Below are 22944 nucleotides of genomic sequence, written 5' to 3'. Positions count from 1 at the left end.
CGGAGAATTTCAACCAAACTGTTTCGTAAGTATAGACGTGGGGTGTGGCGCCGGGTGACGGGCGGACCTCACGCCCGGTGTCCGGCTCGTCCGACCCGAACGGCCAGGCAGCGTGTTTGGGGGGGGACAAGGTGGAACGGGATCCGCAGAAAGTGAGTGCAGCACTGGCCGATCCGACCAGGTACAACATCTACCAGTACGTTCTGGTGGCGCCCGACCCGGTGTCCGCAGCCGAGGTGGCCCGCCGGTTCGATTTGCATCCCAACGTCGCCCGGATGCACCTGAACAGGCTGGTGGAGGTGGGCCTGCTGGTGCAGCGCACGGAGAAGAGCGGCAGGGGTGGCCGGCCCGGCTACGTGTACGCGCCGTCCGGGAGCGCCGTATCGCTGACGACGGTTCCCCCGCGGGACTTCCAGCTGCTGGCCGACCTGCTGGTGCAGTCGCTGGCCCTGCTGGGCGACGGCGGGAAGGAGGCCGTGGAACAGATCGGCCACAGCTTCGGCAGGCGGCTGGGGCAGGAGGCCCTGGCCAAGCTCGCTCCGGCGCTCGACGGCGCGGCCAGTCCGACGGAGCTGCTGGAGGCCTGCGCGCTGGCGCTCAGCCGGCTCGGGGTCTCGGCCAAGGTGGCCCTGGGGCCGGGGGGGCGGCCCAGCCTGGTGCTGAAGTCGTGCGGTTTCCACGAGGTGGCCTCTGCTCATCCGGATCACATCTGCCACCTCTGCAAGGCGATGGTGGAGGGCGTGGCCCAGACATGCACCGAGGCCTCGCCGGGGGTGACGCAGGCGGGAACCGTACCCCGGGGCGACAAGGAGTGCGTCTACGAGGTGAACGGTCTGATCCACCTGGAGTAACTCGCGCAGAAGCGCCCGCGGTCCGGTGAGACGGCCCGCGGGCGCTTCCGCGCGCCGCCATTGACGTGGAGGCGACGGCCCCCTGGCTGGGGGGCAAGGCGCCGGCCGAGCGGTCGGTGCGACCGCTGGCGATGTGCGATTGTCGGTGACGAGCAGGTGCGGTTGCATCGGTGGCCGAATATGTACTTCCTTGAGGAAAGAGCCGGAATTGCCGCGATAGCTGAATGTATGCGGCAGCACCTCGGGGAGGGGATGCGGTTGCGGCGGTGCATGCGCGGCCGGCTGGCGGCGGTGGCGCTGGCCTTGCTGGTCGCATTCGGGACGTCGGCGTTGGCGCATGTGATGGACCTGTTCGGTTACGTGACGGTGGACGAGCAGGGCACGGTGGTGGCCAGGCTGGTGGACGTGTACGGCGGCCTGGTGGAAGGGCAGCGGGTGGAGCTCTACGCCAGGCCCCCGGGCGGACGGGCCACCAAACCTGTGGTGATGGAGGAGATCGCCCCCGGCACTTACCGCGGCCGGGTGGTTCCCGAGGGGGCGCCGCGGTACGCGGTGACGATCGACCTGGCGCTGGGCGGCGACCTGCACCGGATCGAGCTGGAGGTGGGGGCCGGGGCCGCGGTGCCCGAGCAGTTCCTGGCGATGGCGCAGATTGACCCGCGCTGGCCCTGGACCCGGGTGTTGTTCGTGGCGGCGGCTGTCGTGCTGGCCGCCGGGTCGTGGGTGGCCTGGCGGCGGCGCCCCGCGGGGCCGGAGCCAGACGTGGTCGAGGGAGGGGTGGCGGAATGAGGCGGTGGACCGCGGCCCTGGCGCTTGCCGCAGCGCTGCTCACCGGCTGCGGCGGCAGGGATAGCGAGGGGCCGACGCTTGCGGTGACCGCGGCGCAGGAGGGCCGGGACCTCGTGGTGTACGTGAAGACCGAGAACTGGGAAGCCGGCAGGGACGGCCACGTGCACATTTATCTGAACGACGGTCCCGAGGCCATGATCTATGGTTACAAATACACAGTGCCGAATATCGAGCCGGGCGAGTACAAGATCCACGTGGAGCTGGCCAACACCCGGCACGAGCACATCGGGGTGTCGGAAACCATCTACTTTGAGATAAAACCGTGACCGTGACGCCGGCCCGCAGTGGCAGAGGTACCTGCCGCTGCGGGTCATGTGCTTTCCGGGGCGGTCTGTGCCGAACCGTCCGGGGCCCGTCGTGAACCCGGGGGGCTCGCGCCTGTCCCCCGGTCCGGCGGACGGCGGCATCCCGGCGCACCCGCGACGGCCGAAGGCGCCGCGCAGTCTCGTGGAACAGGCGGGACGCACCGTTCGTCCTATGGGCAGCGAAGGAGCAAGGAGATGAGGCCCATGCGGGGTGGGCGCCGGTGGTTGGTGCGCCTGGTCGTTGCAGCACTGGTGGGCGCGGCCCTGGTGCTGGCGGTGAACGCCGTGGTCTACTGGCAGGGCCGGCGCCTGATCGTGAGCGCCGCCGACGCGCAGCCCGCCCAGGTGGCCCTGGTGCTGGGCGCCGGCGTGACGAGCGACGGCAGGCCAACCCCGATGCTCCGGGACCGGCTGGAAGCGGCCCTGGAGCTGTACCAGACGGGCAAGGTGCGGAAGCTGCTTCTATCGGGCGACCACAGCCGGGCGGATTATGATGAAGTGAACGCGATGCGGCGCTACCTCGAAGAGCGGGGGGTACCCCCGGAGGACCTGTTCCTCGACCACGCCGGGTTCGACACCTACGACTCCATGTACCGCGCCGGTGCGATCTTCCAGGTGAGGGACGTCATCGTCGTCACCCAGGAGTTCCACCTTCCGCGGGCCCTGTGGATCGCGACCCGCCTCGGGCTGGACGCGCAGGGGGTTCCGGCGGACCGGTTCCGGTACGGGGTCGAGCGGGCCTATGCGGCCCGGGAGTTCGCCGCGCGGGTGAAGGCGTTCGCCGAGGTAACTCTGCGCCGCAGGCCCGTCTTCCTGGGGCCCGTCATTCCCATCAGCGGCGACGGCCGGGCCACCCACGACCAGCCCTGAGCTGAGGCGGCCACGGCTTCCCTCCACGTCAAGCCCGTGACTTTCGGTGAGGCGAAAGGAGTTCGGCCGGCCGGGGCGAAATCAGAGTATCTCTGTGCGGTTCCGCAGGCGTAAGTCGCACGCAGGAGGCCTGGTCGTGTCCGCTGTCTACTTCTTCTTTTTCGGGGCCCAGGGCGCCATGACGCCGTTTCTCTCGCTCTTCTACAAGAGCGCGGGCCTCTCCGCCACGGAGATCGCACTGCTGCTCTCGGTGCCGCCGGTGATGCTGTTTCTGTCCCAACCGCTCTTCGGCCAGCTCGCCGACCGCTCGGGCAACCGGGGGCGGCTCTTCGGGCAGATCCTGGTGGCCGCCGCCCTCGCCGGCGCGCTGGTGAGCCTCGGCTCGTCGTTCTGGACCTTCCTGCCGCTGGTGGCGCTCTGGTCGTTCTTTTCCGGCCCGCTGGGGGCGATTGCCGACTCCATTGCCCTGGGCGAGGTGCAGCGGACGGGGGCCAGCTATCCGCAGCTGCGCCTGTGGGGGTCGGTGGCTTGGGTGATCACGACCACCTTGGGCGGGTGGCTTTACAACCGCATCGACCTGCGCTGGTCGTTTGCCTTCTACACGACCATCTCGCTCGTCACCCTGATCTTCAGCCGCCGGCTGCCGGCGGACGGCGTGAGCCGGGAGCGGGGGCCCCTGCCGCCGTTCTCCACGCTCTTCCGCATCCCGGAACTCACCGGCTTCCTGCTCTGCTCGGGGCTGCTGCAGGTCACGGTCGCGGCCAACTCGGCGTTCCTCTCAATCCACATCGGCAGCCTGGGCGGTTCCAACTCGGTGGTGGGGCTTGCCTGGGCGATCGCCGCGTCCATGGAGGTGCCGGTCTGGCTGTACCTGGACCGCATCACGGAGCGCTTCGGGGACATGGAGGTGGTGACGGTCTCCGCCTTCATGTACGGGCTGCGCTGGCTGCTGATGGGCGTGGCCCCGGCCGCGGGGCTGGTGCTTGCACTGCAGCTGATGCAGGCCGTCACCTTCGCTCTGTTCGCCCCCACCGCCGTGCAGATCGTGGGCCGGCTGGTCCCGCAGGAACTGCGCACCAGCGGCCAGGCCCTGCTGGTGCTGGTGAACAGCGGCGTGGCCACGGTGATCGGCAACCTGGTCTCCGGGCGGCTCGTGGACCTGTCCGGGACCGTCCTGCTCTACCGGGTGGCCGCCGTGATCGCCCTGGCTGCGGGCCTCGGCTTCCTGCTGCTGACCCGGCGCACCCGGGGCGGTGCGGCGGTGAGAAGGGAGGTGACCCGGGTTGGCTGATCTGCGCCTGGAGCGGGTGCTCTGGCGGCATGGCTGCCAGGTGGTCGGCGTGGACGAGGCGGGCCGCGGCCCGCTGGCAGGCCCCGTGGTGGCGGCGGCATGCATCCTGCCCGAGGGGGCGGCGCTGCCCGGGGTGAACGACTCGAAACAGCTGACGGAGAAACAGCGTGAGGCGGCGTTCGGGCCGATCCAGGAGATCGCCCTGGGCTGGGGCATCGGCGTCGTCGACGCCGCCCGCATTGACGAGATCAACATCCTGCAGGCCACTTTCGAGGCCATGGCGCAGGCGGTGGAGGCCGCCCGGGCGATGGCCGCCCTCCGGCTCGGGCGGGCGGCGGAGGCCGCGTTGCTGGTGGACGGCAACCGGCCCCTCCCCCAGTGGAGCGGCTGGCAGCGGCCGGTGGTGGGCGGCGACCGCAAGTCGCTCTCCATCGCCGCGGCGTCGATTCTGGCCAAGGTGACCCGGGACCGGATCATGGTGGAGTACGATAAGCTCTACCCCGAATACGGCTTCGCCCGCAACAAGGGGTATGGGTCGAGAGAGCACTGGGAGGCCCTGGAGCGGTTCGGGCCGTGCCCGATCCACCGGCGGACCTTCATCGGGCACCGGCAGCTGCGGTTTTTCTGAGGCTGTGGCTCGGCCGGACCAAGCCATCGGGACGGAGGACTTCGGCTCTTCCGTTTCCCGGTGGCTTTGCCGCGCGTGCCCGTGGTGGAACAAAACGGACGCCGGCGGGCGTCCAAAGCAGCGGGAACTCGAGATGCACGGGCCCGGAGCCGTAAGGCTCAAGGTGCGGGAGTGCAAGGGGGCGTTTTCGGTGCGTACAAGGGCAGGACGGAGGCGTCGGTGGGGACGAGGAAGGGGAGGCGCTGGTCTGCAAGTTCGGGGAGAGCCGGGACGGCCTGGCGCGCTATGCCCTGTTCAGCCGCGGCGAGGGAGACTGGCGGGCTTTCCTCTACCCGCCGGCGGAGGAGGAGCCGGGTGAGGCCCGGCACGCGTCGGCAGCCACGCCCGGGGTGCCGCCGGGGAGCCGGCTGGAGGATGCCGGGGTGATCCTGGAAAAGGCGAAGGATGTCATCAGGACCCTGGACCTGCCCACAGCGGAGTCGCAGATGGAGTTCAGGATCGCCAAACCTGATCTGGTGTTCGTGTGCCGGTACAGCCCAGCCGGAGGCGAGGGTGAGGTGCCACTGCTGGCCTGCCGATTTGCGGAGTTCGTCAACGCGATGATGGGGCATGCGCTGTTCTGGCACGACGGCGCCGACTGGCAGGCCCAGCTCTATCCCCAGGCCGAAGCGGCTCTGGCCGAGGAGCGGTACCGCGTTTTCGGCTCGTATGGGCACAACTGCCCGGTCGGGTGCGGTGCGGACTTCAAGGCGCTCCGGCAGGACGGCGCCGACGCGCTGGCGGTCGTGGACCTGTCCGGGGTCGGCACGCGCTCCAACATGGAGGTCCACCTGCTGCGCCGGGAGGGCCGGGAGTGGCGCCTGCTGTGGGTGCCCAGACCGCAGGACTTCCGCTTCACCTACACCGGGTACCGGAAGAACCCGATGGTTTCTCTTGGTGCGGAAGGCATCGACCAGTTCACGGTGACCTACACGGACGGCGTGGTGGAGACGTGGACCCGCAGGGGGACGGCCTACGTGCGGGAAACGGCCCCGCAGTAGCGGCAAGCAGCGGGCCGTATCACGGGCCTTTCAGAAGCGGGAAGGGCGATCCCGCCGCCTGGCGAGATCGCCCTGTTGCCGTTTCCCAGCCTGCCGCTCGCTACTCGTTCACAATCAGTTGCTCCCGCCGCCGCTGGATGTCGTCCAGCTCGAACCGGATCGCCCCGTCCTGCGCGGCGAGCCAGTCCAGCAGGTGCAGCACCTGGCTGCGGGCGTTCTGGGCCGACCGGAGCGCCTCGGCGATGCGGCCCTGGATCATCCAGTCCACGAAGAAGCTGTCCCAGAAGTAGTCGGCAAAGCGGGTAAAGCCGTCCAGGTCCACCACGGGCAGGTCGACGCCCCCGCCCACGTCGGCCAGCTCCCGGCGGAAAACGTCGAGGGCGTGCCGCACCTGCGCCAGTTCGGCCCGGGCGTCGTCGATGCGGGAATGCTTGACCATGGTGCTGATGAGGCCGCCGCCGAACATGTCCCAGGTGCCCCAGCGGTCGGCGGACTGCAGGAGATCGACCACCCGGTCAAGGCCGGCGGCTGCCGCCTGCCCGGCTTCCAGCGCCTCGACGACTTCCCGGGCGCGCCGGCGGACGTCGGCCTCCTCCTGTTCCAGGGCGAGGAGGCGCTCGGCGGCCCATCCCTGTGCGGCGCGCAGCCGCTGCTCCTTCTCGGCCAGGAGGGCGCGGTACTCGGCCTCGGCGCCGGCGAGCCGGGCGGCTTCCGCCTCTGCCGCCTCCAGGTCACGCCGGATCTCCTCTGCATGGTGCCGGGCCTCCTCGTAGCGAACCAGCGCCTGGGCAGCCTCCTGGCGCTCCCGGTCCAGCCGTTCGGCCTTGCTGGTGAAGAGGGTGGCCAGCATCGCCCCCAGGGAACCCGATTCCAGTCTCTCCACGTCTCGCTGCTCCTTGGCGAGGGCAGCCTTCCGTTCTGCGGCGCGGTCGGTCGCTTCCCGGTGCTCGGACCGGAGCCGATCGATCTGCCGCTTCAGCTTCTCCAGGCGGGCATGGCGATCGGCGGCTTCGGCCAGCCGGCGGTTCAGTTCGTCCACGGGCATCCCTCCTGCATATGGAGTGTAGATTCTCCGCACGAAAGGTTCGCCAGTCGTGCCGCCGTTTCTCGCCTGACTGGAAGGGGGCCCGGGCCGGGCTGGAGGTTCGTGGATCGCATCCTACAGGAACTGGGTTTGGCGCCGTCGAAGGCAAGAGAACGAGAAGGATGCGCCGGCTCCGACGAGAGGAGGATCGCGGGATGCCGTACTGTTTTGCGTGTGGGGGCAAGCTCGAGTGGCGTCTCGTGGAGAGTGAACAGCGCGACCGGCTGGTCTGCACCAGGTGCGGCCGGATCACCTACCTGGATCCCAAGGTCGCGGCCTGCACGATCCCGGTGATCGGCGGCCGGGTGCTGCTGGCGCGGCGGGGCATCGAGCCGGGCCTGGGGCTCTGGGTCTTCCCGGGCGGCTACGTGGAGCGCGGGGAGACCGTGCCGCAGGCGGCGGAGCGGGAGACCTTCGAGGAGGTGCGCCTCCGGGTGCGCGCCACCCGGCCGGTCGGGGTCTACTCCTACCCGGATTCTGTGGTGGTGGTCGTGGTCTACCACTGCGACGTGGTGGGCGGAGAGCCCGCTCGCGGGACCGAGACGCAGGAGGTGCGGCTCTTCGGCCGGGACGAGATCCCGTGGGACCGGCTGGCATTCCCCAGCACCCGGGACGCGCTGCGGGACTTCGTCACGCAGTGGCCGGGAGGCTAGCGCCTGGCGGCGGCGGGCAGCTCGCCCACGCGGACGGGCACGTCAAGGGTGCGGCCGCCCCGCAGGACCGTGAAGGAAACGACGCTGCCCACCGGCGTCTTGCGGATCTGGCGTCGCAGCGCCGGCATGGAGGGGGTGGGCACGCCGTCCACCGCGGTCACCATGTCCCACTCCGTGAGACCGGCCAGGTGCGCGGGGCCGCCGGGCTCCACACCTGCGACCAGCACGCCGCGGTCCGGCAGGTCCAGCGCCCGTGCCACCGCCGGGTCGATGACCTCGGTTGTCCCGAGCAGGCCGACGTACGGGTGCTCGGCCCGGCCCAACCGCCGGAACTGCTCCGTCACCTGGAGCACCTGCCACGCCGGGATGGCGAACCCGATGTTCTGCCCCCGGGCGAGGACCAGGGTGGGTATGCCGACCAGGCGGCCCTGCAGGTCCACCAGGGCGCCGCCGCTGTTGCCGGGGTTGATGGCCGCGTCGGTTTGAATCAGGCCGTCCAGACCGCCGATGATGCGCTCGACGGCGCTGACGACGCCGGTAGTGACGGTCCAGCCGAAGCCGTAGGGGTTGCCGATGGCCACCACCAGTCTGCCCGGCACGACGGACTCCTCGGGGGCCGGCTCCACCCGGGCGGCCATCGGCGAGTCGGTCTCCACCAGAGCCAGGTCGTAGAGCCAGTCGGCCGCCACGACCCGCCCCGGCCGGGTGACACCATCCGCGAACGTGATGGCCGGTACGGGGTAATCGCCCACCACGTGGGCGTTGGTGATCACGCTGTGCGAATCCAGAAGCACGCCCGAGCCCTGTCCGCGGCCGGCCCGCACCTGGACGACGCTGGGACCGACCTGGGAGGCCACCCGGGCAAACGGCTCGTCCTGCCAGTTCATTCCGAACACCTCGCTTGATTATCTCTGTCCTTTTGACATTCATTGACCTTAAGGAGATACGGATTGTGGACATGCAAGAGGCGCCGCCCCCGACTGCCGGGAACGGCGCCTTGTGTTGCTGATGATTCGCGCCGGGCCTGAGGCCGGCGGCGTCCCTTGTGCTGGCGGGGCACGGTCTCATGGTGCCTCCCGTTCTGCGACGGCCCGGCTCAGCCAGAGCTTGAGGTAACGGGCGGCCACGCGGCGGTGCACCGCCGCCTGCGTGCGCTGGTAGAGCCAGCGGCGGAAGCGGCTGCTCCCCGATCCCACCAGGGCGGGATAGTAGCCCTCCACGGCCATCACCAGCCGATCGGGGTGCAACTCCAGGCGCAGTTCGCCGCGGCAGCGCTTGTTTTGCTGCACCAGGAGGCCGGCCGCGATGGGGAAGCAGATGGCCGCCACGCCGGCCTTTTCTCGGATCGCAGGCACGCGGAAGGAGAGGAGGGTGACGCCGCAGAGACGCACCACCATCGTACCGGCCGGGCCCTGGCGCACCCGGAGGAAGGGCCGGGCCAGCCGGTCCAGGAAGGCGAAGTAGCCGTAGCCCGCCTCCTGCACCTGTTGGAGATTCGGCTCAAGGTGTGTGCCGGAGACGGCCAGCGACTGCACGGAGCGCACCTGGCCGGCGGCGGAGACGGACGTATCGTCGTTGACCATGGCTCAGCGGGCCTGTGCGGTGGCCCGGAAGACGAGGTTCTCGTTGTTCTCCATCACGTACCGCATGGACCACTCGTTGCGGAAGAGCAGGACGTTCCGGCCGTCCCGGTCGGTGACGGCCAGGTGGTCGGTGCCCCAGAAGCGGCGGGGCTGGTAGCCCTCGCCCTCGACCCACCGGGCCACCTGGTGGGGCAGGCGCTCCAGCGTCACCTCCACGCCGTACTCGTTCAGCATGCGGTACTGGAACACGTCGAACTGCAGCTCGCCCACCGCGCCGAGAATCGGATCGGGGTGGCCGGGCTGGGTGGCGTAGAAGACCTGGATGGCGCCCTCCTCCGTCAGATCCTCGAGCCCCTTGCGGAAGTGCTTGGACTTCATGGCGTCCTTGTACCGCACGCGGGCGAAGTGCTCGGGCGAGAAGGAGGGGATGCCCTCGAACTGGACGGGCTCGCCGGTGCAGAGCGTGTCGCCGATGCGGAAAATGCCGGGGTCGAAGACGCCGATGATGTCGCCGGCGTAGGCCTCCTCCACGATCTGCCGCTCCTGGGCCATGAACTGCTGCGGCTGGGACAGGCGCACCTTCTTGCCCAGGCGGACGTGCTGCACCTCCATGCCCCGCTGGAACCGGCCCGAGACGATCCGCAGGAAGGCGATGCGGTCCCGGTGGGCCGGGTTCATGTTGGCCTGGATTTTGAACACGAAAGCTGAGAAGCGCGGCTCCTCCGGCTCCACCAGCCGGTCGCCGGCGAGGCGCGGGGCGGGGGAGGGGGCCAGCTCCAGGAAGTACTCGAGGAAAGGCTGCACGCCGAAGTTGGTCAGCGCCGAGCCCCAGAAGAGGGGGGAGAGGTCGCCGCGGCGGAACCGGTCGAAGTCCCAGGGGTCGCCGGCCACGTCCAGGAGTTCGATGTCCTCCCGCAGCTTCCGGTACAGCTCCTCACCGAGGATGGTCGGCAACTTGGGATCGTCCATGGCGATGGTTTCGGTGCGGGCCTTCGTCTGGCCGTGGTCCCGGTCGTCGAAGAGCTCCACGTGGCCCTTCTGCCGGTCGAAGACGCCCTTGAAGGTGGAGCCCATGCCCACCGGCCAGTTCATGGGGCAGGTGCGCATGCCCAGGACATCTTCGATCTCCTGCATGAGGGCGAAGGGGTCCTTGCCCTCCCGGTCGAGCTTGTTGACGAAAGTGAAGACGGGGATGCCCCGCATCTTACAGACGTGGAAGAGCTTGATGGTCTGCGGCTCGACGCCCTTCGCCGCGTCGATGAGCATCACCGCCGAGTCGGCCGCCTCCAGCGTGCGGTAGGTATCTTCGGAGAAGTCCTGGTGGCCCGGCGTGTCGAGGATGTTGACCATGCAGCCGTCGTACTCGAACTGCAGCACGGAGGAGGTCACCGAGATGCCGCGCTGCTTCTCGATCTCCATCCAGTCGCTGGTGACGTGGCGGGCCGCGCGCCGGGCTTTCACCGAACCGGCCAGGTGGATGGCGCCGCCGTAGAGCAGGAGCTTCTCCGTGAGGGTGGTCTTGCCCGCGTCCGGGTGGGAGATGATGGCGAACGTCCGTCGGCGGCGGATCTCGGAGGAGAACGGGGCCGCGTTGGTGGCAAGCATCTGTTTCGATCCGCCCTTTCGAACAGCAAAGTGCCGTGCGCAACCGGTGCGGCACGGCGATTGTACTCGATGCAACTCATATATTGTACGTTCACGCCAGAAGAGCGTCAAGGTCAGGGCTGGCGGCGACACCTGCGCCGACGGTGCGCGGGCCTCGTCGGCCTTGCGGGCGGAGATTCGGTGGAACGGCGGCTGCACGTTCCGCCGGGTAACCGCACAGCCCCATGCGCGCTCCGGGTGCCTGTTCGCATTGACTGGTGGTGGGGCACCTCGACTCCTCGGTTCACGCGGCACGCGTCGCGAGGGCTCGGGCCCGGCCGGAAGCACCGCCTGGTGCGCCAGCGGGGACAGTGGCGGGTCTGCAGGGGCCCGGGGCACCTTAGGCCGCTGCTCCGCACATGGCGGCAGCGGCCTGCTCTAGATCCGCTTCTCCAGTTCCAGCTCGTCATGGATGGGAATGCCATAATCGCCGACGAGCGGGATGGACGGCTTGATCCTGCGCGCCTCGTCGATGGCGCCCACGTGCACGGCGACGAGCCGGTAGCCGCGCCGCTGGTAGAAGCGCAGCGCGTCGAGATTATCGTTGGAGGTGATCAGCCAGACCCGGCTGCACCCCGCTGCACGGGCGGCCTCCTCCACCGCGTCCAGAAGGGCCGTCCCCACGCCCTGCCCCGGGGCGGACGCGTTCAGGCTCAGCAACTCGCACTCCGGGCCCTCGATCCGGTACGCCGCTGCCCCGACGCGGCTCCCGCCGGTCCAGGCGATGCGGGCCTCGAGCTCCGCCAGGCCGTGCACTCTGCCCCGGGTGACCATGACGGTGCCGCCCCATTCCTCAACCCAGAGGCCGGTCAGCCACGCCCGGTCGTCTTCGTTCTGCGGTGGACGAATGGTGAGAAGGCTCATCGAATCCCCCCGGTCGGATAACCCTCGCCCTCACCCCCTCATGCCGCCCGCCGGCGCGTTTCGCCGGCCACCGGGGAACCCCGGTCGGACCCGGGCGAGCGCATCCGCTGCGCCGCGGCGGTGAGGGCTACACGCAACTTTGACATTATTACGTTGAACCCTGCACGGCGTCAAGGCGGGCACCGGAGTTTGGGACACCGCACCGGCGCCCCGCAGGTGGTGAAACCCCAGCCTGAGGCGTACCGTCCTAACGGTGTGCCCGGACGGCCTTGTGTGAACGCCGACGGGCCAAGTTTCCGGCGCCGTGACGGTCGCCGCCCCGGGTACAGCGCCAGGGCGGGTCGGGTTCCGAACGGCGGCCGGTTGCTCCCCGCTGGGGTGACCTGACCCCGGGGGAGCGACCCAACTCTTCCGGTGTGGAGGGCGGAGTGCGTGCAGAGGACTCGGGTCGTGTCGTGGCTGGCACTGCTGTGTGTGGTTCTGATGGGGAGTGCGGCGTTGATCGGCTACCTGCGCTGGCACTCCCGGGCGGTGGTGACGGCGGCGGTTCCCGCCGGTCTGCATTCGGTGGTGACCACGCTCGAGGCCGACCTGTCGGTCCGGCTGATGGCGGCAGTCGCAGAGGCTCGCGACCAGCTGGACCTGCCGGCGGTCCAGGTGGCGGTGGTGAAGGGCGGCGACGTCGTGTGGACCGGCGCCGTGGGCTGGGTGGACCCGCCGGCCGGACGGGCGGTGACGGTGGCGGACCGGTTCCACATCGGCAGCGTGAGCAAGCTCTACACGGCCGCACTCATCCTGCGGCTGAGCGAGGAGGGCCTGCTCTCGCTGGACGACCCGGTCAGCCGGTTCGTCGCCGACGTTCCCAACGGTGACCGGATCACCGTGAGGCAACTGCTGAACCACACCAGCGGGCTCGCCAACTACACCGAAAGCATGGCCTTCAACCTCCAGACCGTCCTGCTCAGGCGCCGCTGGCCGCCCTGGAGACGCAGGCCTTCGGGGCCGGGGCCATCACCGCCGGCGCCGGCGACGTCGCCCGGTTCACCTACGCCCTGTTCGCCGGGGACCTCCTGGACGAGACCAGCCGCCGGGAGATGCTGACGTTCCTGCCCGTGCCCGATGAGGATGTGCCGGGGCAGACGGGCTACGGCCTGGGGGTCCGGCGGATCGTGATCGGCGGCGACGAGATGGTGGGCCACACCGGGACCTTTCCGGGCTACAGCAACGTGTCGCTCTACTCGCCGAAGCACGACCACGCCATCGCCGTGCTCTCCAACCTCTCCATGAGCGAGGTGACCCGGGTGCTGGCGGCGGTCCACGCGGTGCTGGCGGAAGAGGGACGGTGACGCGAAAGCCGCCCCATGGCGGGGCGGCTTCGCCGCGTCTACCCTTCCAGCACGTGCCGGGCGTCGTGCAGGGCCTGCTGCACCAGCTGGTCCGGCGTGTCATAAGCCCTGTACCAGCCTCGCTGGATCGCCAGCTGGGTGCAGCGTTCGTGCTCGGTCAGGGCGTCCGTCAGGTGCGTCATCAAGATGTGGCGCAGGTCGGGGCTGGTCGTCTCCAGGATCGCCATGCAGTAGGCCGTGGCTTTCAGCTTGGCCGCGTTGAGGAGGCTCTCGGCAATCACCCGGTCGTCGGGCTTCATCCCCACGGCTTCGCCGATGGCGCTCATCACGGTCGACATCGCTCTGCCCTCCTCAGCCCATGCCGTGTCGCATACAGAAGTCCGTCAGCGCCTGCACATGGGCCTGCGCGGTCTGCAGGCAGGCCTTGAGCTGCTGGCGGAGGTCGGCGTCTGCGATCATCGTGAGCATCGACTTGGTCTTCTGCACGTCCCCCGACTCCAGCCGGATGAGCTCGTTGAGCAACAGCTTCTCATGAGCCGTTACCTGTTGCTCCTGGGCGATCGCGCTCACCGTCTGTCAACCCCTTTCCACGTTCGGTGAACGAGGCTCAGGGGTAGTATGGCCCGATCTGTCGACGGAAACCCTCATTCTATGCGACTACATGTGGAACCGGCCGAGGCGCTCCTGCATCTCCCGGGCGACGGTGGCCAGTTGGGCCGCCGCCCCGGCAATCTCCTCCACGTTGGCGTTCAGTTCCTCGGCGGAGGCGGCCACCTCTTCGCTGGAGGCCGCGGTCTCCTGGGCCGTGGCGGCAATCGAGTCGATCCCCCGGATCACATGGCGGGCGTTGCCGGCCATCTGCTCCGTGGCGGCCGTGCTCTCCTGCGTGACGGCCGCCATCTCGGCCATCGCCGTCTGCACGGAGCGGCTCGCGGCGACGAGCTCTTCGGTGGCGGCTGCGATGGACGCCACGTGGCCGCCGGTCTCTTCGACCATGGCGACGATCTCCTCCAGCGCCCGCCCGCCGTCGACGGCCAGTGCGGCGCCCCGGTTTACCTGTCCGGTCACCTGTTCCATAAAGCGCACGGCGTTGCCCGTGGCGGCCTGGATGCGGTCGATCAGGCCGGCGATTTCGCCCGCCGACGAGGCGACCCGCTCGGCCAGCCGGCGCACCTCCTCGGCCACCACGGCGAACCCGCGCCCCTGCTCACCGGCGCGGGCGGCCTCGATGGCCGCATTCAGGGCCAACAGGTTGGTCTGCTCTGCGATGGCCGTGATCGTCTCGGTGATGGCGCCGATCTGGCCCGAGAGGTCGCCCAGGGTGCTGACCTGGCTTGCCGACTGGGCCACGCTGGCCTGGATCTCCTGCATCGCCGCCACCGACTGGCCCACCACCTGCTTGCCCGCCCTGGCGGTGGAGAGCGTCTGTTCGGCGGTGGACCGCATGTCGCTGGTCTTCTGCGCCACATCGTCCAGATGGGCGAGCATGCCGCGCACGTCGGCGGCGGCCTGTTCGGCGGTCTTCGCCTGCTGCTGTGCGCCTTCGGTGATCTGGTCGATTGCCTGCTGGAGTTCCTTCACCTCCTGCGCACTCTGCCCGGCCACCTGCGACTGGGAGCTGGTTCCCTGGGCGATCTGGTTGACCACCTGCGCCACCTGATCGGAGGCTTGAGCCATCGCGCGGGTGGTTTCCTTGAGATCGTCAGCCATCTGGGCCGCGTGCTGGCCAGCCGCCGCCACGTCGGCCAGGAAGCCGCGCAGGCTGCGGACCATGTCGTTGACTGAGCGGGCGAGGATGGCGACCTCGTCGCTTCCCTTGATCTTCAGTTCCTCAACGGTGAGGTCTCCCTGCGCCACCCGGTTCGCAACGCCAGCCAGCTGACCCAGGGGCCGGGAGACCGAACGGATCATCCGTACCGCGTCGATGATGGCCAGGGCCAGCCCGCCCACGTTGAGCAGCATCAGGAGGATGGAGGACAGCCTGACCCTGCGGTCTGCTTCCGCAGCCAGTGCATCGGCCTGGGTGTCAATGTAGGCCGTGATGGCTTCCGTGGCCTGGATGTAGGCGTCCAGTTTCTGCTGGACGAGCGGCACTTGTGCCCCGGCGGTGGCCCGGTCCGCCGAGAACAGTCGGCTTACCTGGTCATTGAACTGCTGGGCGGCGCTCTCCAGGTTGCTCACCAGCGGTCCGGCCTGCGGGCTGGACGCCGTCTCCTTCAAGTATGCAAGCGCGTTCTCAGCCTGGACCAGGAAGGTCTCGTGTTCTTCTCGTGCTGCGGCCTGGCCGAGTGCATACGAGAGCGCCATCTGCGCCTGGCCGCGCACGGCACTCTCGAGGCGGGCCACCTGCGTCTGCGCGGCACGGAGGTCGTTGGCCAGCAGCAGGTACTGCTGATGTTGCAGCGAGAGGGTCCAGTAGCTGTTGATGGTCGACGCCGTCATCAAGAGCAGGATGAAGCCGAAACCAAATGAGAGTCTCTTGGCGATGGTCCAGCGCATCTTCCGCAGCATTCTTCCCAATTCCCCCCAAGGCCGATGTATACTGTTGCATTTTCGGATTCGCTCCTCCAGTACCTGCATATAAATATTTGATCATGCATTTTCATGCACAGCGGCCGGGGCCAGACAGCCTGTGCCGCTCGTGCCGGGGCAGGGGAGTTGACTAGCCCAACTTAGATACGTTGTAATATGATTCTACTTGGAACGTTCGGGTCTGCCGGAGGTACAGCCCCCGGCTGGCGGGTGGAGGAGGCTGGCCACATGGCCGAGGAGAAGACGCGGCAGGAATACGAACGGAAGCGGCGCGGGCTCATCACCGCGCTCATCGTGGCGGTGGTGCTGCTCTTCGCAGGGTCGTCGGCGATTGGGCAGATCTTCGGGGACCGGTGGGGTATGATCACGCTGCTCGTTGTGATCATCGGGTTCCTGCTCTTCGTGTGGAAGTATTGGCGCTGCCCCTCCTGCGGAAAGCACCTGGGCCCGGAGCTGAGCCACCGGCAGTGCCCCCACTGCGGCGTGCGCCTGATGGGGTGAGTGCAAGCACCCCCGGGCCGAGGGGGCGCAGCAGAGCGGTGGCAACGACGGCGGTCTCGCCACGTGTGGCGAGGCCGCCTTCATCCTGTCTGACGTGCGGTGTTCGTTACCGCTTGTCAACGCCAGTCCCTGCGGGTATGATATAGTTCTGTACAGAACGTTCTCGAGGGAACGAGGTGAGTCCCCGTGTCCGGCCGGAGGCAAGACATCAGCCACCTGTGGCACCAGGTCAACCGGCGCATGCACAGCCTGCTGAACCACGCGTTCCGGGAGTCGGCCATGCCGCCGCCCGTCTTCTTCATGCTGCGCGAGATCGTGCGGGAACCGGGCATCACCGTCTCCGAACTTGCGCGGCGGGTCGACATGGTGAAGAGCCACGTCTCCCGCACCGTGGACCACCTGGCGCGCGAGGGCTACGTGCGGAAGGAGCCCGACGCCGGCGACCAGCGGCTAATCCGGCTCTACGCCCGTCCGGAGGCCCAGGACCGGCTGCGCCGGACGGACGCGGCGGTGCGCAGCGTGTGGGAGTCGGTGGTGGCTGGCGTTCCCGAGGAGGAACTGGCCACGGTGGAGCGGGGACTGCGTATCCTACTCGAGACGCTGGAACGAAACGCAGCCACTCGGCAAAGGGAGAAGGTCTAGTGTGCTCAAGCTGTTGCGCTATCTGAGGCCCTACGCCGCCCTGGTGGCGGCGAACTTCCTGTTCGTGTTCTTCAGCGCGTTCGCGGAACTCTACCTGCCGAGGCTCATGGCCGACATCGTGGATTACGGCATCGTGAACGGCGACACCGCGTACATCTTGCGCACCGGCGGCTGGATGCTGCTGGTCGCGCTGGTCGGCACCGCGGTGGCCATTCTGGGCAACTACGCGTCCGCCCGGGTCTCCATGGGGTTCGGCCGCGACCTGCGCAGCGCCGTCTTCCGCAAGGTCCAGGGGTTCTCGCTGGCCGAGTTTGACCGCATCGGCACCGCCACCCTGATTACCCGTACCACCAACGACATCACCCAGATCCAGAACGTGCTGGTGGTGGCCCTCCGGATGATGCTCTTCGCGCCGATGATGATGATCGGCAGCGTGATCCTGGCGCTCTCCACCGACGTCGGGCTCTCGGTGGTGGTACTCGTCGCCCTACCGCTCCTGGCCCTGACCATCGGCGTCGTGGGCACCCGGGCGGTTCCGCTCTTCCAGGCGATGCAGCGGAAAATCGACCGCCTCAACCGGGTGGTGCGCGAGGGACTGACCGGCGTTCGGGTCATCCGGGCCTTCAACCGCACCGAGTACGAGACCGGCAGGTTCGTCGACGCCAACCGCGACCTCACCGAGACGGCCATCCGGGTGAACCGGCTGATGGCGGCGCTGATGCCCACGCTCTCGCTGCTGATGAACCTCACGGCCATCGCCGTGGTCTGGTTCGGCGGCATCCGCATCGAGGCCGGCCACATGGAGGTCGGCGACCTCATGGCGTTCGTCCAGTACGTGATGCACATCATGTTCTCCCTGATCATGCTCTCCATGATGTTCATCATGCTGCCCCGTGCGGCCGCCTCGGCGACCCGCATCAACGAGGTGCTGGACGTATCGCCCGCCATCACCGACCCGCCCGAGCCCCGGTCGCCCCGTGAGAGCCTGGGCCAAGTGGAGTTCCGGAACGTTACCTTCAGCTACCCCGGCGCGGAGCGGCCGGCGCTGGAGGGGATCTCGTTCGTCGCCCGGCCCGGGGAGGTCACCGCCATCATCGGCGGGACCGGTTCCGGCAAGACCACCCTGGTCAACCTGATCCCTCGCTTCTACGACGTGCAGGAAGGCGCAGTTCTGGTGGACGGCGTGGACGTGCGGGAGTGGAAGCAGGACGAGCTGCGCGCCCGCATCGGCTACGTGCCCCAGAAGGCGATGCTCTTCAGCGGCACCATCGCCGACAACATCCGCTTCGGAAGGGCGGACGCCACCGACGACGAGATCGCCCACGCGGCGGCGGTGGCCCAGGCCAGCGATTTCATCGCCGAGATGAAGGACGGGTTCAACACCGAGATCGCCCAGGGAGGCACCAACGTCTCCGGCGGCCAGAAGCAGCGGCTCACCATCGCCCGGGCGCTGGTGCGCCGGCCCCGGATCTACATCTTCGACGACAACTTCTCTGCCCTGGACTTCAAGACCGACGCCCGGCTGCGGGCGGCCCTGAAGCGGGAGGTCGGCCGGGCCACCGTCTTCATCGTCGCCCAGCGGGTGAGCACCGTCATGGACGCCGACCGGATCATCGTGCTGGACGCCGGCCGGGTCGCCGGCATGGGGACCCACCGCGAACTGATGCAGAGCTGCGCGGTCTACCGCGAGATTGTGGCCTCGCAGCTATCGGAGGAGGAACTGGCATGAGCGCAGCACACGGACCTCGACGCGGCCCAAGACCCGGCCGCGGCCCCGGCATGGGGCCGCCCATGGCCATGCCCGGCGAGCGGGCCCGTGACTTCTGGGGCACGCTGCGCCGCCTGCTTCGTTACCAGCGCCCGCGCCTCTGGCAGATCGGACTGGTCTTCGTGCTGGCAGCGCTGAGCACGGTCTTCGGCATTCTGAGCCCGCGCATCATGGGCAAGGCCACGACGAAGCTCTTCGAGGGCATGATGGCGAAGCTGGCCGGCATCCCGGGCGGGGGCATCGACTTCGCGGCGATCGGCCGCATCCTGGCGCTGCTGGCGGTCCTGTACGTGGTGAGCGCAGGCTTCTCGTTCCTGCAGCAGTACGTGATGGCCGGGATCGCCCAGCGTACGGTCTACGACCTGCGCAACCAGGTAAACGCCAAGCTGTCCCGGCTGCCGCTGCGCTTCTTCGACGGCCGCACGCATGGCGAGATCCTCAGCCGGGTGACCAACGATGTCGACAACATCGCCGGCACCCTGCAGCAGAGCCTGACGCAGCTCATCACTGCCCTCGTGACGCTGGTGGGAGTGGTGGTGATGATGCTGGCCATCAGCCCGGTGCTCACGCTGGTGACGCTCATCTCGCTGCCGCTCTCGGCCCTGGTCACCGTCGGAGTGGCCCGGCGTTCCCAGAAGTACTTCGCGGCGCAGCAGGCGGCCCTGGGCGAACTCAACGGCCACGTGGAGGAGACGTTCACCGGCCACCTGGTGGTGAAGGCCTACGGCAAACAGGGTGACGCCATCGCCGAGTTTGACCGGATCAACGAGCGGCTCTACACGGCGGGCTGGAAGGCCCAGTTCATCTCGGGCATCATTCACCCCCTGATGGGCCTCGTGAACAACATCGGCTACGTGATCGTCGCGGTGGCGGGCGGCATCTTCGTCACCCGCAGGGCGGTCGAGATCGGCGACATCCAGGCGTTTATCCAGTACGCCCGGCAGTTCAGCCAGCCGATCACGCAGACCGCGAACATCGTAAACATCATCCAGTCCACCATCGCCTCGGCCGAGCGGGTCTTCGAGCTGCTGGACGAGGAGGAGGAGGTGCCTGACGCGGCGGAGCCGGTGAAGCTCGCACAGCCGCGGGGCGAGGTGCGCTTCGAGAACGTCCGCTTCAGCTACAAGGCCGAGGAGCCGCTGATCGAGAACCTCAACCTGACCGCCCGCCCGGGTCAGGTGATCGCCATCGTCGGCCACACGGGCGCCGGCAAGACCACGCTGGTCAACCTGCTGATGCGCTTCTACGAGCTCAACGGCGGCCGCATCACGGTCGACGGCGTGGACATCCGGCGCATGCGGCGGGAGGATCTGCGGGCGCTCTTCGGCATGGTGCTGCAGGACACGTGGCTCTTCCACGGCACCATCCGGGAGAACATCGCCTACGGCAAGAAGGGAGCGACGGAGGAGGAGGTCGTGCGGGCGGCGAAGCTGGCTCACGCCGACGCCTTCATCCGGGCCCTTCCCGACGGCTACGACACCGTGCTGAACGAGGAGGCGTCGAACCTCTCCCAGGGGCAGAAGCAGCTGCTCACCATCGCCCGGGCCTTCCTCGCCGACCCGCCCATGTTGATCCTCGACGAGGCCACCTCTTCGGTGGATACCCGCACGGAGCTGCAGATCCAGCGGGCGATGCAGTCGCTGATGAAGGGGCGGACCAGCTTCGTGATCGCCCACCGGCTCTCCACGATTCGGGACGCGGACCTGATCCTCGTGATGGACCACGGGCGCATTGTGGAGCAGGGCACGCACCGACAACTGCTCGCGGCGGGCGGCCACTATGCCGACCTCTACAACAGCCAGTTCGCCGCCGGCCAGCTCGTCGGGTAAGCCTGCGCCGGCCCGGGCCAAGAATAAACAGCCTCCGTCCGGTGTGATGCCGGACGGAGGCTGTCGCTTTGCTGGCCAAGGTTACGAGGCCAGTTCTTGCCGGAGCTTCGTTTCCACGATGCGGATGCCGTACTTCTCGCCGATGGCGACGACTTCCGCCTTCATGGCCGGAACCTGGTTGATCTTCACATCAAGCGGCTCGCTGGCCAGACGGTCGAGGGTGATCACGGAGCCGGGGCCCATGGCCAGGATCTCGCCCAGGGGCAGCCGGACGGTGCCCAGTTCCACGTGCAGCGTGAGTTCGATGTCGAGCAGCGCGTTCCGCAGTCCGGGTGCGATGGACTGCAGGGACCGCGGCGCCTTCGCCCCACCCTGGCCGGAGGATCCAGGCCGGGCACCTGCGGCGCCCGTGGGGGTACCGGCGGTGCCTGCGGCAGTGCCCGCCGCTTCCGTCTTGGTACCGGCTCCGGCGACCGTGCCGGGGGCGGAAGGGGTAGCTGCAGAGGCAGTCCCCGCCGGAGCAGCACCGGCGCGCTTTGAGGCAGCCACGGCGGCGTCCAGTTCCTCCTGCGTGACCATCCCCAGATCGGTGACCGACGCAAAGCCGTCGGGCTGAGCTGCTCCGGGTGCCCCGCCGCCCGCGGTGGTTTCCCCGGCGGCGGACTGGTCCGTCTTCGCTCCTTCGCCCTGGCTCTTGTCCTGGCCGGCCTGCGCCGCCTCACGCGCATCGGCGGCCAGGAGGCTGGCGACAAGCGCATCGATTTCGGCCTGGCTCAGCTTGTTGGACACGGTGGCTCTCCCCTCTTCTGTCACTGCGACTGCTCAACAGTTCAACTAGTCTCCTGTGAAACCCTGCCAAAGTTGCCGCCAATTCCAATTCTACTTGGCCGTGATGGACACGAACGCCATTTCGGCCTATAGTCTAGACATGAACATGGCGGGTGAGCCGGGGAGGAAGTGCCGTCGCTCATGGAGTCGTGGCGCAGAAACGTGTTTGTTCTCTGGGCAGCAGTGTTCATCGCGTCGGCCTGCTGGACGATGGTGATGCCGTTCATGCCCGTCTTCCTGGGGGACGACTTGGGCGTGACGGTCGGCGTCACGGTCTGGGCCGGCGTGCTCGGCGCAGTCAACTCCGGATTCAGCGCACTCAGCGCCCCGCTCTGGGGCGCCCTGGGCGACCGGTGGGGCCGGAAGGCGATGATGGTGAGGGCCGGGATCTTCCTGGGCGCCTCGTACGTGCTGATGTCCCTGGTCCGGACGCCGGTGGAACTGCTCGGCGTGCGCATCATGATCGGCGCGTTGACCGGCTTCATCCCCACGGCGACGGCCCTGGTGGCGACCACAACCCCGGAGCGCCATCTCGGGCGGGCGCTCTCCCTGGTGCAGACGGGCAACCAGGCCGGGTCGATTCTGGGCCCGATGCTGGGCGGAGTCCTGGCCGACCTGGTGGGGATTCGCACGACGATGATGCTGAGCGGCGTGTTCGTCTTTGCGGCGACGCTGCTGGTGCTGGTCAGCGTGCGGGAGCAATTCGAGCGGCAGCCGCAGCAGGCCGGCAACCTGGTCGGGGACATGCGCCACGTGCTGCAGGGCGGGGCGCTCCTGCTGGTGCTCCTGGTGAGCACCCTGATGCAGTCCTCGCAGTCAGCCATGGAGCCCATTCTGGTTCCGTATATCAAGGAGCTTCTCGGTCCCGGTCAGCCGAACTGGCTCGCCGGCGTGATCTACTCGCTGCCCGGCCTCGCCTTTATCGTGGCGGCGCCCCGGTGGGCGGCCCTCGGCGAGCGGTGGGGCTACACGGTCACGGTCTCCGTGGGGCTGCTGGGGGCTGCCCTGCTCACGATCCCCCAGGCCCTGGTGAGCAGCGGCCTGGGCATGGGGGTTTTCCGGCTGACGGCGGGCCTGGCACTGGCGGCCGTGAGCCCGGGCATCGCGGCGCTCATCACGGAGTTGGTGCCCCGCGAGCAGCGAGGCAAGGCGTTTGGCCTCAACCAGTCTGCGTTCAACCTGGGCGCGATGCTGGGCCCGCTGCTGGGCGGCGTGCTCGGCGACCGTGCGGGCGTCCGCTGGGTGTTTCCGCTGACCGCCGTGCTGCTCCTCTTCGCGGCGGGCTGGTGCTGGATGGTCGTGCGCGCCCGGGTGCAGCAGCAGACCGGCACCCGTCAGTCGGCCTAGGCCTGCTCCCGCGCTTTGGCTGCGGCCGCTTCCTGCTCCCGGCGACGCCGCTGGTGGGCGGCCAGGGCCAGGCGAACGTCCTCGTTCTCGCGCAGGAACGAGGTGAGGTCCTGCAGACAGCGCACGGTGGACGGGCTGACGTGGTGCTCGATGCCCTCGACGTCTACCTGAACGGTCTCTTCCGGCACGCCGATGGTACGGAGAAACTCCGACAGCATCGCGTGCCGGTCTTTCATCTCCTCGCCCAGCATCTCGCCTGCGGGCGTGAGGACGAACCCCCGGTAGCGCTCGTAGTGGCAGTAGCCCGCCTCCGCCAGCCTCTGCACCATCTTGGTCACCGAAGACGGCTGCAGGTTCAGCTCGATGGCAACGTCGCTTACCCGGGCATAGCCCTTCGTCTTAATCAGTTCGTAGATCTTTTCCACGTAATCTTCCATGCTCGGGGTTGCCATGGCCACCCTCATTTCCTCTCTCCGTCTGTGTCCCTAT

General features: G+C 68.6%; 25 protein-coding genes. 15 read left to right on the top strand and 10 right to left on the bottom strand.

Annotated features, from left to right (window positions below):
- Window positions 1–131 precede the first annotated feature (131 nt).
- The 7 genes from AB2385_RS05850 to AB2385_RS05820 all read left to right on the top strand — a co-directional run bounded on the left by AB2385_RS05850 (window position 132) and on the right by AB2385_RS05820 (window position 5834).
- The gene (locus tag AB2385_RS05850) at window positions 132–851 is read left to right on the top strand and encodes a helix-turn-helix transcriptional regulator (protein ID WP_367654010.1); all 720 of its coding nucleotides are present in this window, start codon (window positions 132–134) and stop codon (window positions 849–851) included.
- Between the two features lie 258 nt (window positions 852–1109).
- Window positions 1110–1640, top strand: coding sequence for a hypothetical protein (locus AB2385_RS05845; RefSeq protein ID WP_367654009.1), 531 nt, complete (start codon window positions 1110–1112; stop codon window positions 1638–1640).
- Window positions 1637–1966, top strand: a complete 330-nt coding sequence (locus tag AB2385_RS05840) for a hypothetical protein (protein WP_367654008.1) — start codon at window positions 1637–1639, stop codon at window positions 1964–1966. Before AB2385_RS05845 ends, AB2385_RS05840 begins: the two co-directional genes overlap by 4 nt.
- Before the next feature lie 243 nt (window positions 1967–2209).
- Window positions 2210–2875, top strand: coding sequence for a vancomycin high temperature exclusion protein (locus AB2385_RS05835; RefSeq protein ID WP_367654007.1), 666 nt, complete (start codon window positions 2210–2212; stop codon window positions 2873–2875).
- A gap of 136 nt (window positions 2876–3011) precedes the next feature.
- A complete protein-coding gene (locus AB2385_RS05830; RefSeq protein WP_367654006.1) occupies window positions 3012–4166 on the top strand; it encodes an MFS transporter in 1155 nt (384 codons plus the stop codon).
- Entirely contained in the window at window positions 4159–4794 is a 636-nt protein-coding gene (locus AB2385_RS05825) for a ribonuclease HII (protein WP_367654005.1), read from the top strand. Before AB2385_RS05830 ends, AB2385_RS05825 begins: the two co-directional genes overlap by 8 nt.
- Window positions 4795–5216: 422 nt before the next feature.
- On the top strand, window positions 5217–5834 hold the full coding sequence (locus AB2385_RS05820) for a hypothetical protein (RefSeq protein WP_367654004.1): 618 nt from the start codon (window positions 5217–5219) through the stop codon (window positions 5832–5834).
- A gap of 100 nt (window positions 5835–5934) precedes the next feature.
- Here the strand turns inward: AB2385_RS05820 and AB2385_RS05815 are convergent, their stop codons facing one another.
- Complete coding sequence (locus AB2385_RS05815; protein WP_367654003.1) at window positions 5935–6873, bottom strand: hypothetical protein; 939 nt, start codon at window positions 6871–6873, stop codon at window positions 5935–5937.
- 200 nt (window positions 6874–7073) lie between these two features.
- Between AB2385_RS05815 and AB2385_RS05810 the strand changes: the two genes are divergently transcribed.
- Window positions 7074–7571 (top strand): NUDIX domain-containing protein, encoded by a 498-nt coding sequence (locus AB2385_RS05810; RefSeq protein ID WP_367654002.1) that lies wholly within the window; start codon window positions 7074–7076, stop codon window positions 7569–7571.
- Here AB2385_RS05810 and AB2385_RS05805 read toward each other — a convergent pair.
- From AB2385_RS05805 to AB2385_RS05790, 4 genes are all read right to left on the bottom strand, one after another.
- Complete coding sequence (locus AB2385_RS05805; protein WP_367654001.1) at window positions 7568–8458, bottom strand: S1C family serine protease; 891 nt, start codon at window positions 8456–8458, stop codon at window positions 7568–7570. The genes AB2385_RS05810 and AB2385_RS05805 overlap by 4 nt on opposite strands.
- Window positions 8459–8635: 177 nt before the next feature.
- On the bottom strand, window positions 8636–9154 hold the full coding sequence (locus AB2385_RS05800; protein ID WP_367654000.1) for a hypothetical protein: 519 nt from the start codon (window positions 9152–9154) through the stop codon (window positions 8636–8638).
- Between the two features lie 3 nt (window positions 9155–9157).
- Window positions 9158–10759 (bottom strand): peptide chain release factor 3, encoded by a 1602-nt coding sequence (locus AB2385_RS05795; protein WP_367653999.1) that lies wholly within the window; start codon window positions 10757–10759, stop codon window positions 9158–9160.
- A 417-nt stretch (window positions 10760–11176) separates the two neighbouring features.
- The gene (locus AB2385_RS05790) at window positions 11177–11662 is read right to left on the bottom strand and encodes a GNAT family N-acetyltransferase (RefSeq protein ID WP_367653998.1); all 486 of its coding nucleotides are present in this window, start codon (window positions 11660–11662) and stop codon (window positions 11177–11179) included.
- A gap of 432 nt (window positions 11663–12094) precedes the next feature.
- Between AB2385_RS05790 and AB2385_RS05785 the strand changes: the two genes are divergently transcribed.
- Complete coding sequence (locus tag AB2385_RS05785; protein WP_367653997.1) at window positions 12095–12763, top strand: serine hydrolase domain-containing protein; 669 nt, start codon at window positions 12095–12097, stop codon at window positions 12761–12763.
- Complete coding sequence (locus tag AB2385_RS05780) at window positions 12673–13008, top strand: serine hydrolase (protein ID WP_367654046.1); 336 nt, start codon at window positions 12673–12675, stop codon at window positions 13006–13008. Before AB2385_RS05785 ends, AB2385_RS05780 begins: the two co-directional genes overlap by 91 nt.
- Window positions 13009–13046: 38 nt before the next feature.
- Here AB2385_RS05780 and AB2385_RS05775 read toward each other — a convergent pair whose 3' ends face one another.
- The 3 genes from AB2385_RS05775 to AB2385_RS05765 all read right to left on the bottom strand — a co-directional run bounded on the left by AB2385_RS05775 (window position 13047) and on the right by AB2385_RS05765 (window position 15519).
- Window positions 13047–13346 carry a spore coat protein gene (locus AB2385_RS05775; protein ID WP_367653996.1) on the bottom strand — a complete coding sequence of 100 codons (300 nt, stop codon included), beginning with the start codon at window positions 13344–13346 and terminating at the stop codon, window positions 13047–13049.
- Window positions 13347–13359: 13 nt separating this feature from the next.
- On the bottom strand, window positions 13360–13578 hold the full coding sequence (locus AB2385_RS05770) for a hypothetical protein (protein WP_367653995.1): 219 nt from the start codon (window positions 13576–13578) through the stop codon (window positions 13360–13362).
- A gap of 87 nt (window positions 13579–13665) precedes the next feature.
- The gene (locus tag AB2385_RS05765) at window positions 13666–15519 is read right to left on the bottom strand and encodes a methyl-accepting chemotaxis protein (protein ID WP_367653994.1); all 1854 of its coding nucleotides are present in this window, start codon (window positions 15517–15519) and stop codon (window positions 13666–13668) included.
- Between the two features lie 249 nt (window positions 15520–15768).
- On the opposite strand from AB2385_RS05765, the gene AB2385_RS05760 reads away from it, so the two are divergent.
- From AB2385_RS05760 to AB2385_RS05745, 4 genes are all read left to right on the top strand, one after another.
- Window positions 15769–16041: a hypothetical protein gene (locus AB2385_RS05760; RefSeq protein ID WP_367653993.1), complete on the top strand. Its 273-nt coding sequence runs from the start codon at window positions 15769–15771 to the stop codon at window positions 16039–16041.
- Window positions 16042–16227: 186 nt separating this feature from the next.
- On the top strand, window positions 16228–16683 hold the full coding sequence (locus tag AB2385_RS05755; protein ID WP_367653992.1) for a MarR family winged helix-turn-helix transcriptional regulator: 456 nt from the start codon (window positions 16228–16230) through the stop codon (window positions 16681–16683).
- A 1-nt stretch (window position 16684) separates the two neighbouring features.
- Window positions 16685–18412 (top strand): ABC transporter ATP-binding protein, encoded by a 1728-nt coding sequence (locus tag AB2385_RS05750; protein WP_367653991.1) that lies wholly within the window; start codon window positions 16685–16687, stop codon window positions 18410–18412.
- Window positions 18409–20280, top strand: coding sequence for an ABC transporter ATP-binding protein (locus tag AB2385_RS05745; RefSeq protein ID WP_367653990.1), 1872 nt, complete (start codon window positions 18409–18411; stop codon window positions 20278–20280). The genes AB2385_RS05750 and AB2385_RS05745 overlap by 4 nt, the downstream gene beginning before the upstream one ends.
- Before the next feature lie 81 nt (window positions 20281–20361).
- On the opposite strand, the gene fliN is transcribed toward AB2385_RS05745, so the two are convergent.
- Complete coding sequence (gene fliN / locus AB2385_RS05740) at window positions 20362–21069, bottom strand: flagellar motor switch protein FliN (protein WP_367653989.1); 708 nt, start codon at window positions 21067–21069, stop codon at window positions 20362–20364.
- Window positions 21070–21249: 180 nt separating this feature from the next.
- On the opposite strand from fliN, the gene AB2385_RS05735 reads away from it, so the two are divergent.
- Window positions 21250–22455: an MFS transporter gene (locus AB2385_RS05735; RefSeq protein ID WP_367653988.1), complete on the top strand. Its 1206-nt coding sequence runs from the start codon at window positions 21250–21252 to the stop codon at window positions 22453–22455.
- Here the strand turns inward: AB2385_RS05735 and mntR are convergent.
- Window positions 22452–22907 carry a transcriptional regulator MntR gene (gene mntR / locus AB2385_RS05730; protein WP_367653987.1) on the bottom strand — a complete coding sequence of 152 codons (456 nt, stop codon included), beginning with the start codon at window positions 22905–22907 and terminating at the stop codon, window positions 22452–22454. The two genes, AB2385_RS05735 and mntR, sit on opposite strands and share 4 nt — an antisense overlap.
- Window positions 22908–22944 lie beyond the last annotated feature (37 nt).

Origin of the sequence: Symbiobacterium sp. (assembly GCF_040797425.1) — a bacterium.
Classification (GTDB): domain Bacteria; phylum Bacillota; class Sulfobacillia; order Symbiobacteriales; family Symbiobacteriaceae; genus Symbiobacterium.
The sequence above is the reverse complement of the archived record's forward strand: the minus strand, read 5'-3'. Positions and strand labels throughout refer to the sequence as shown.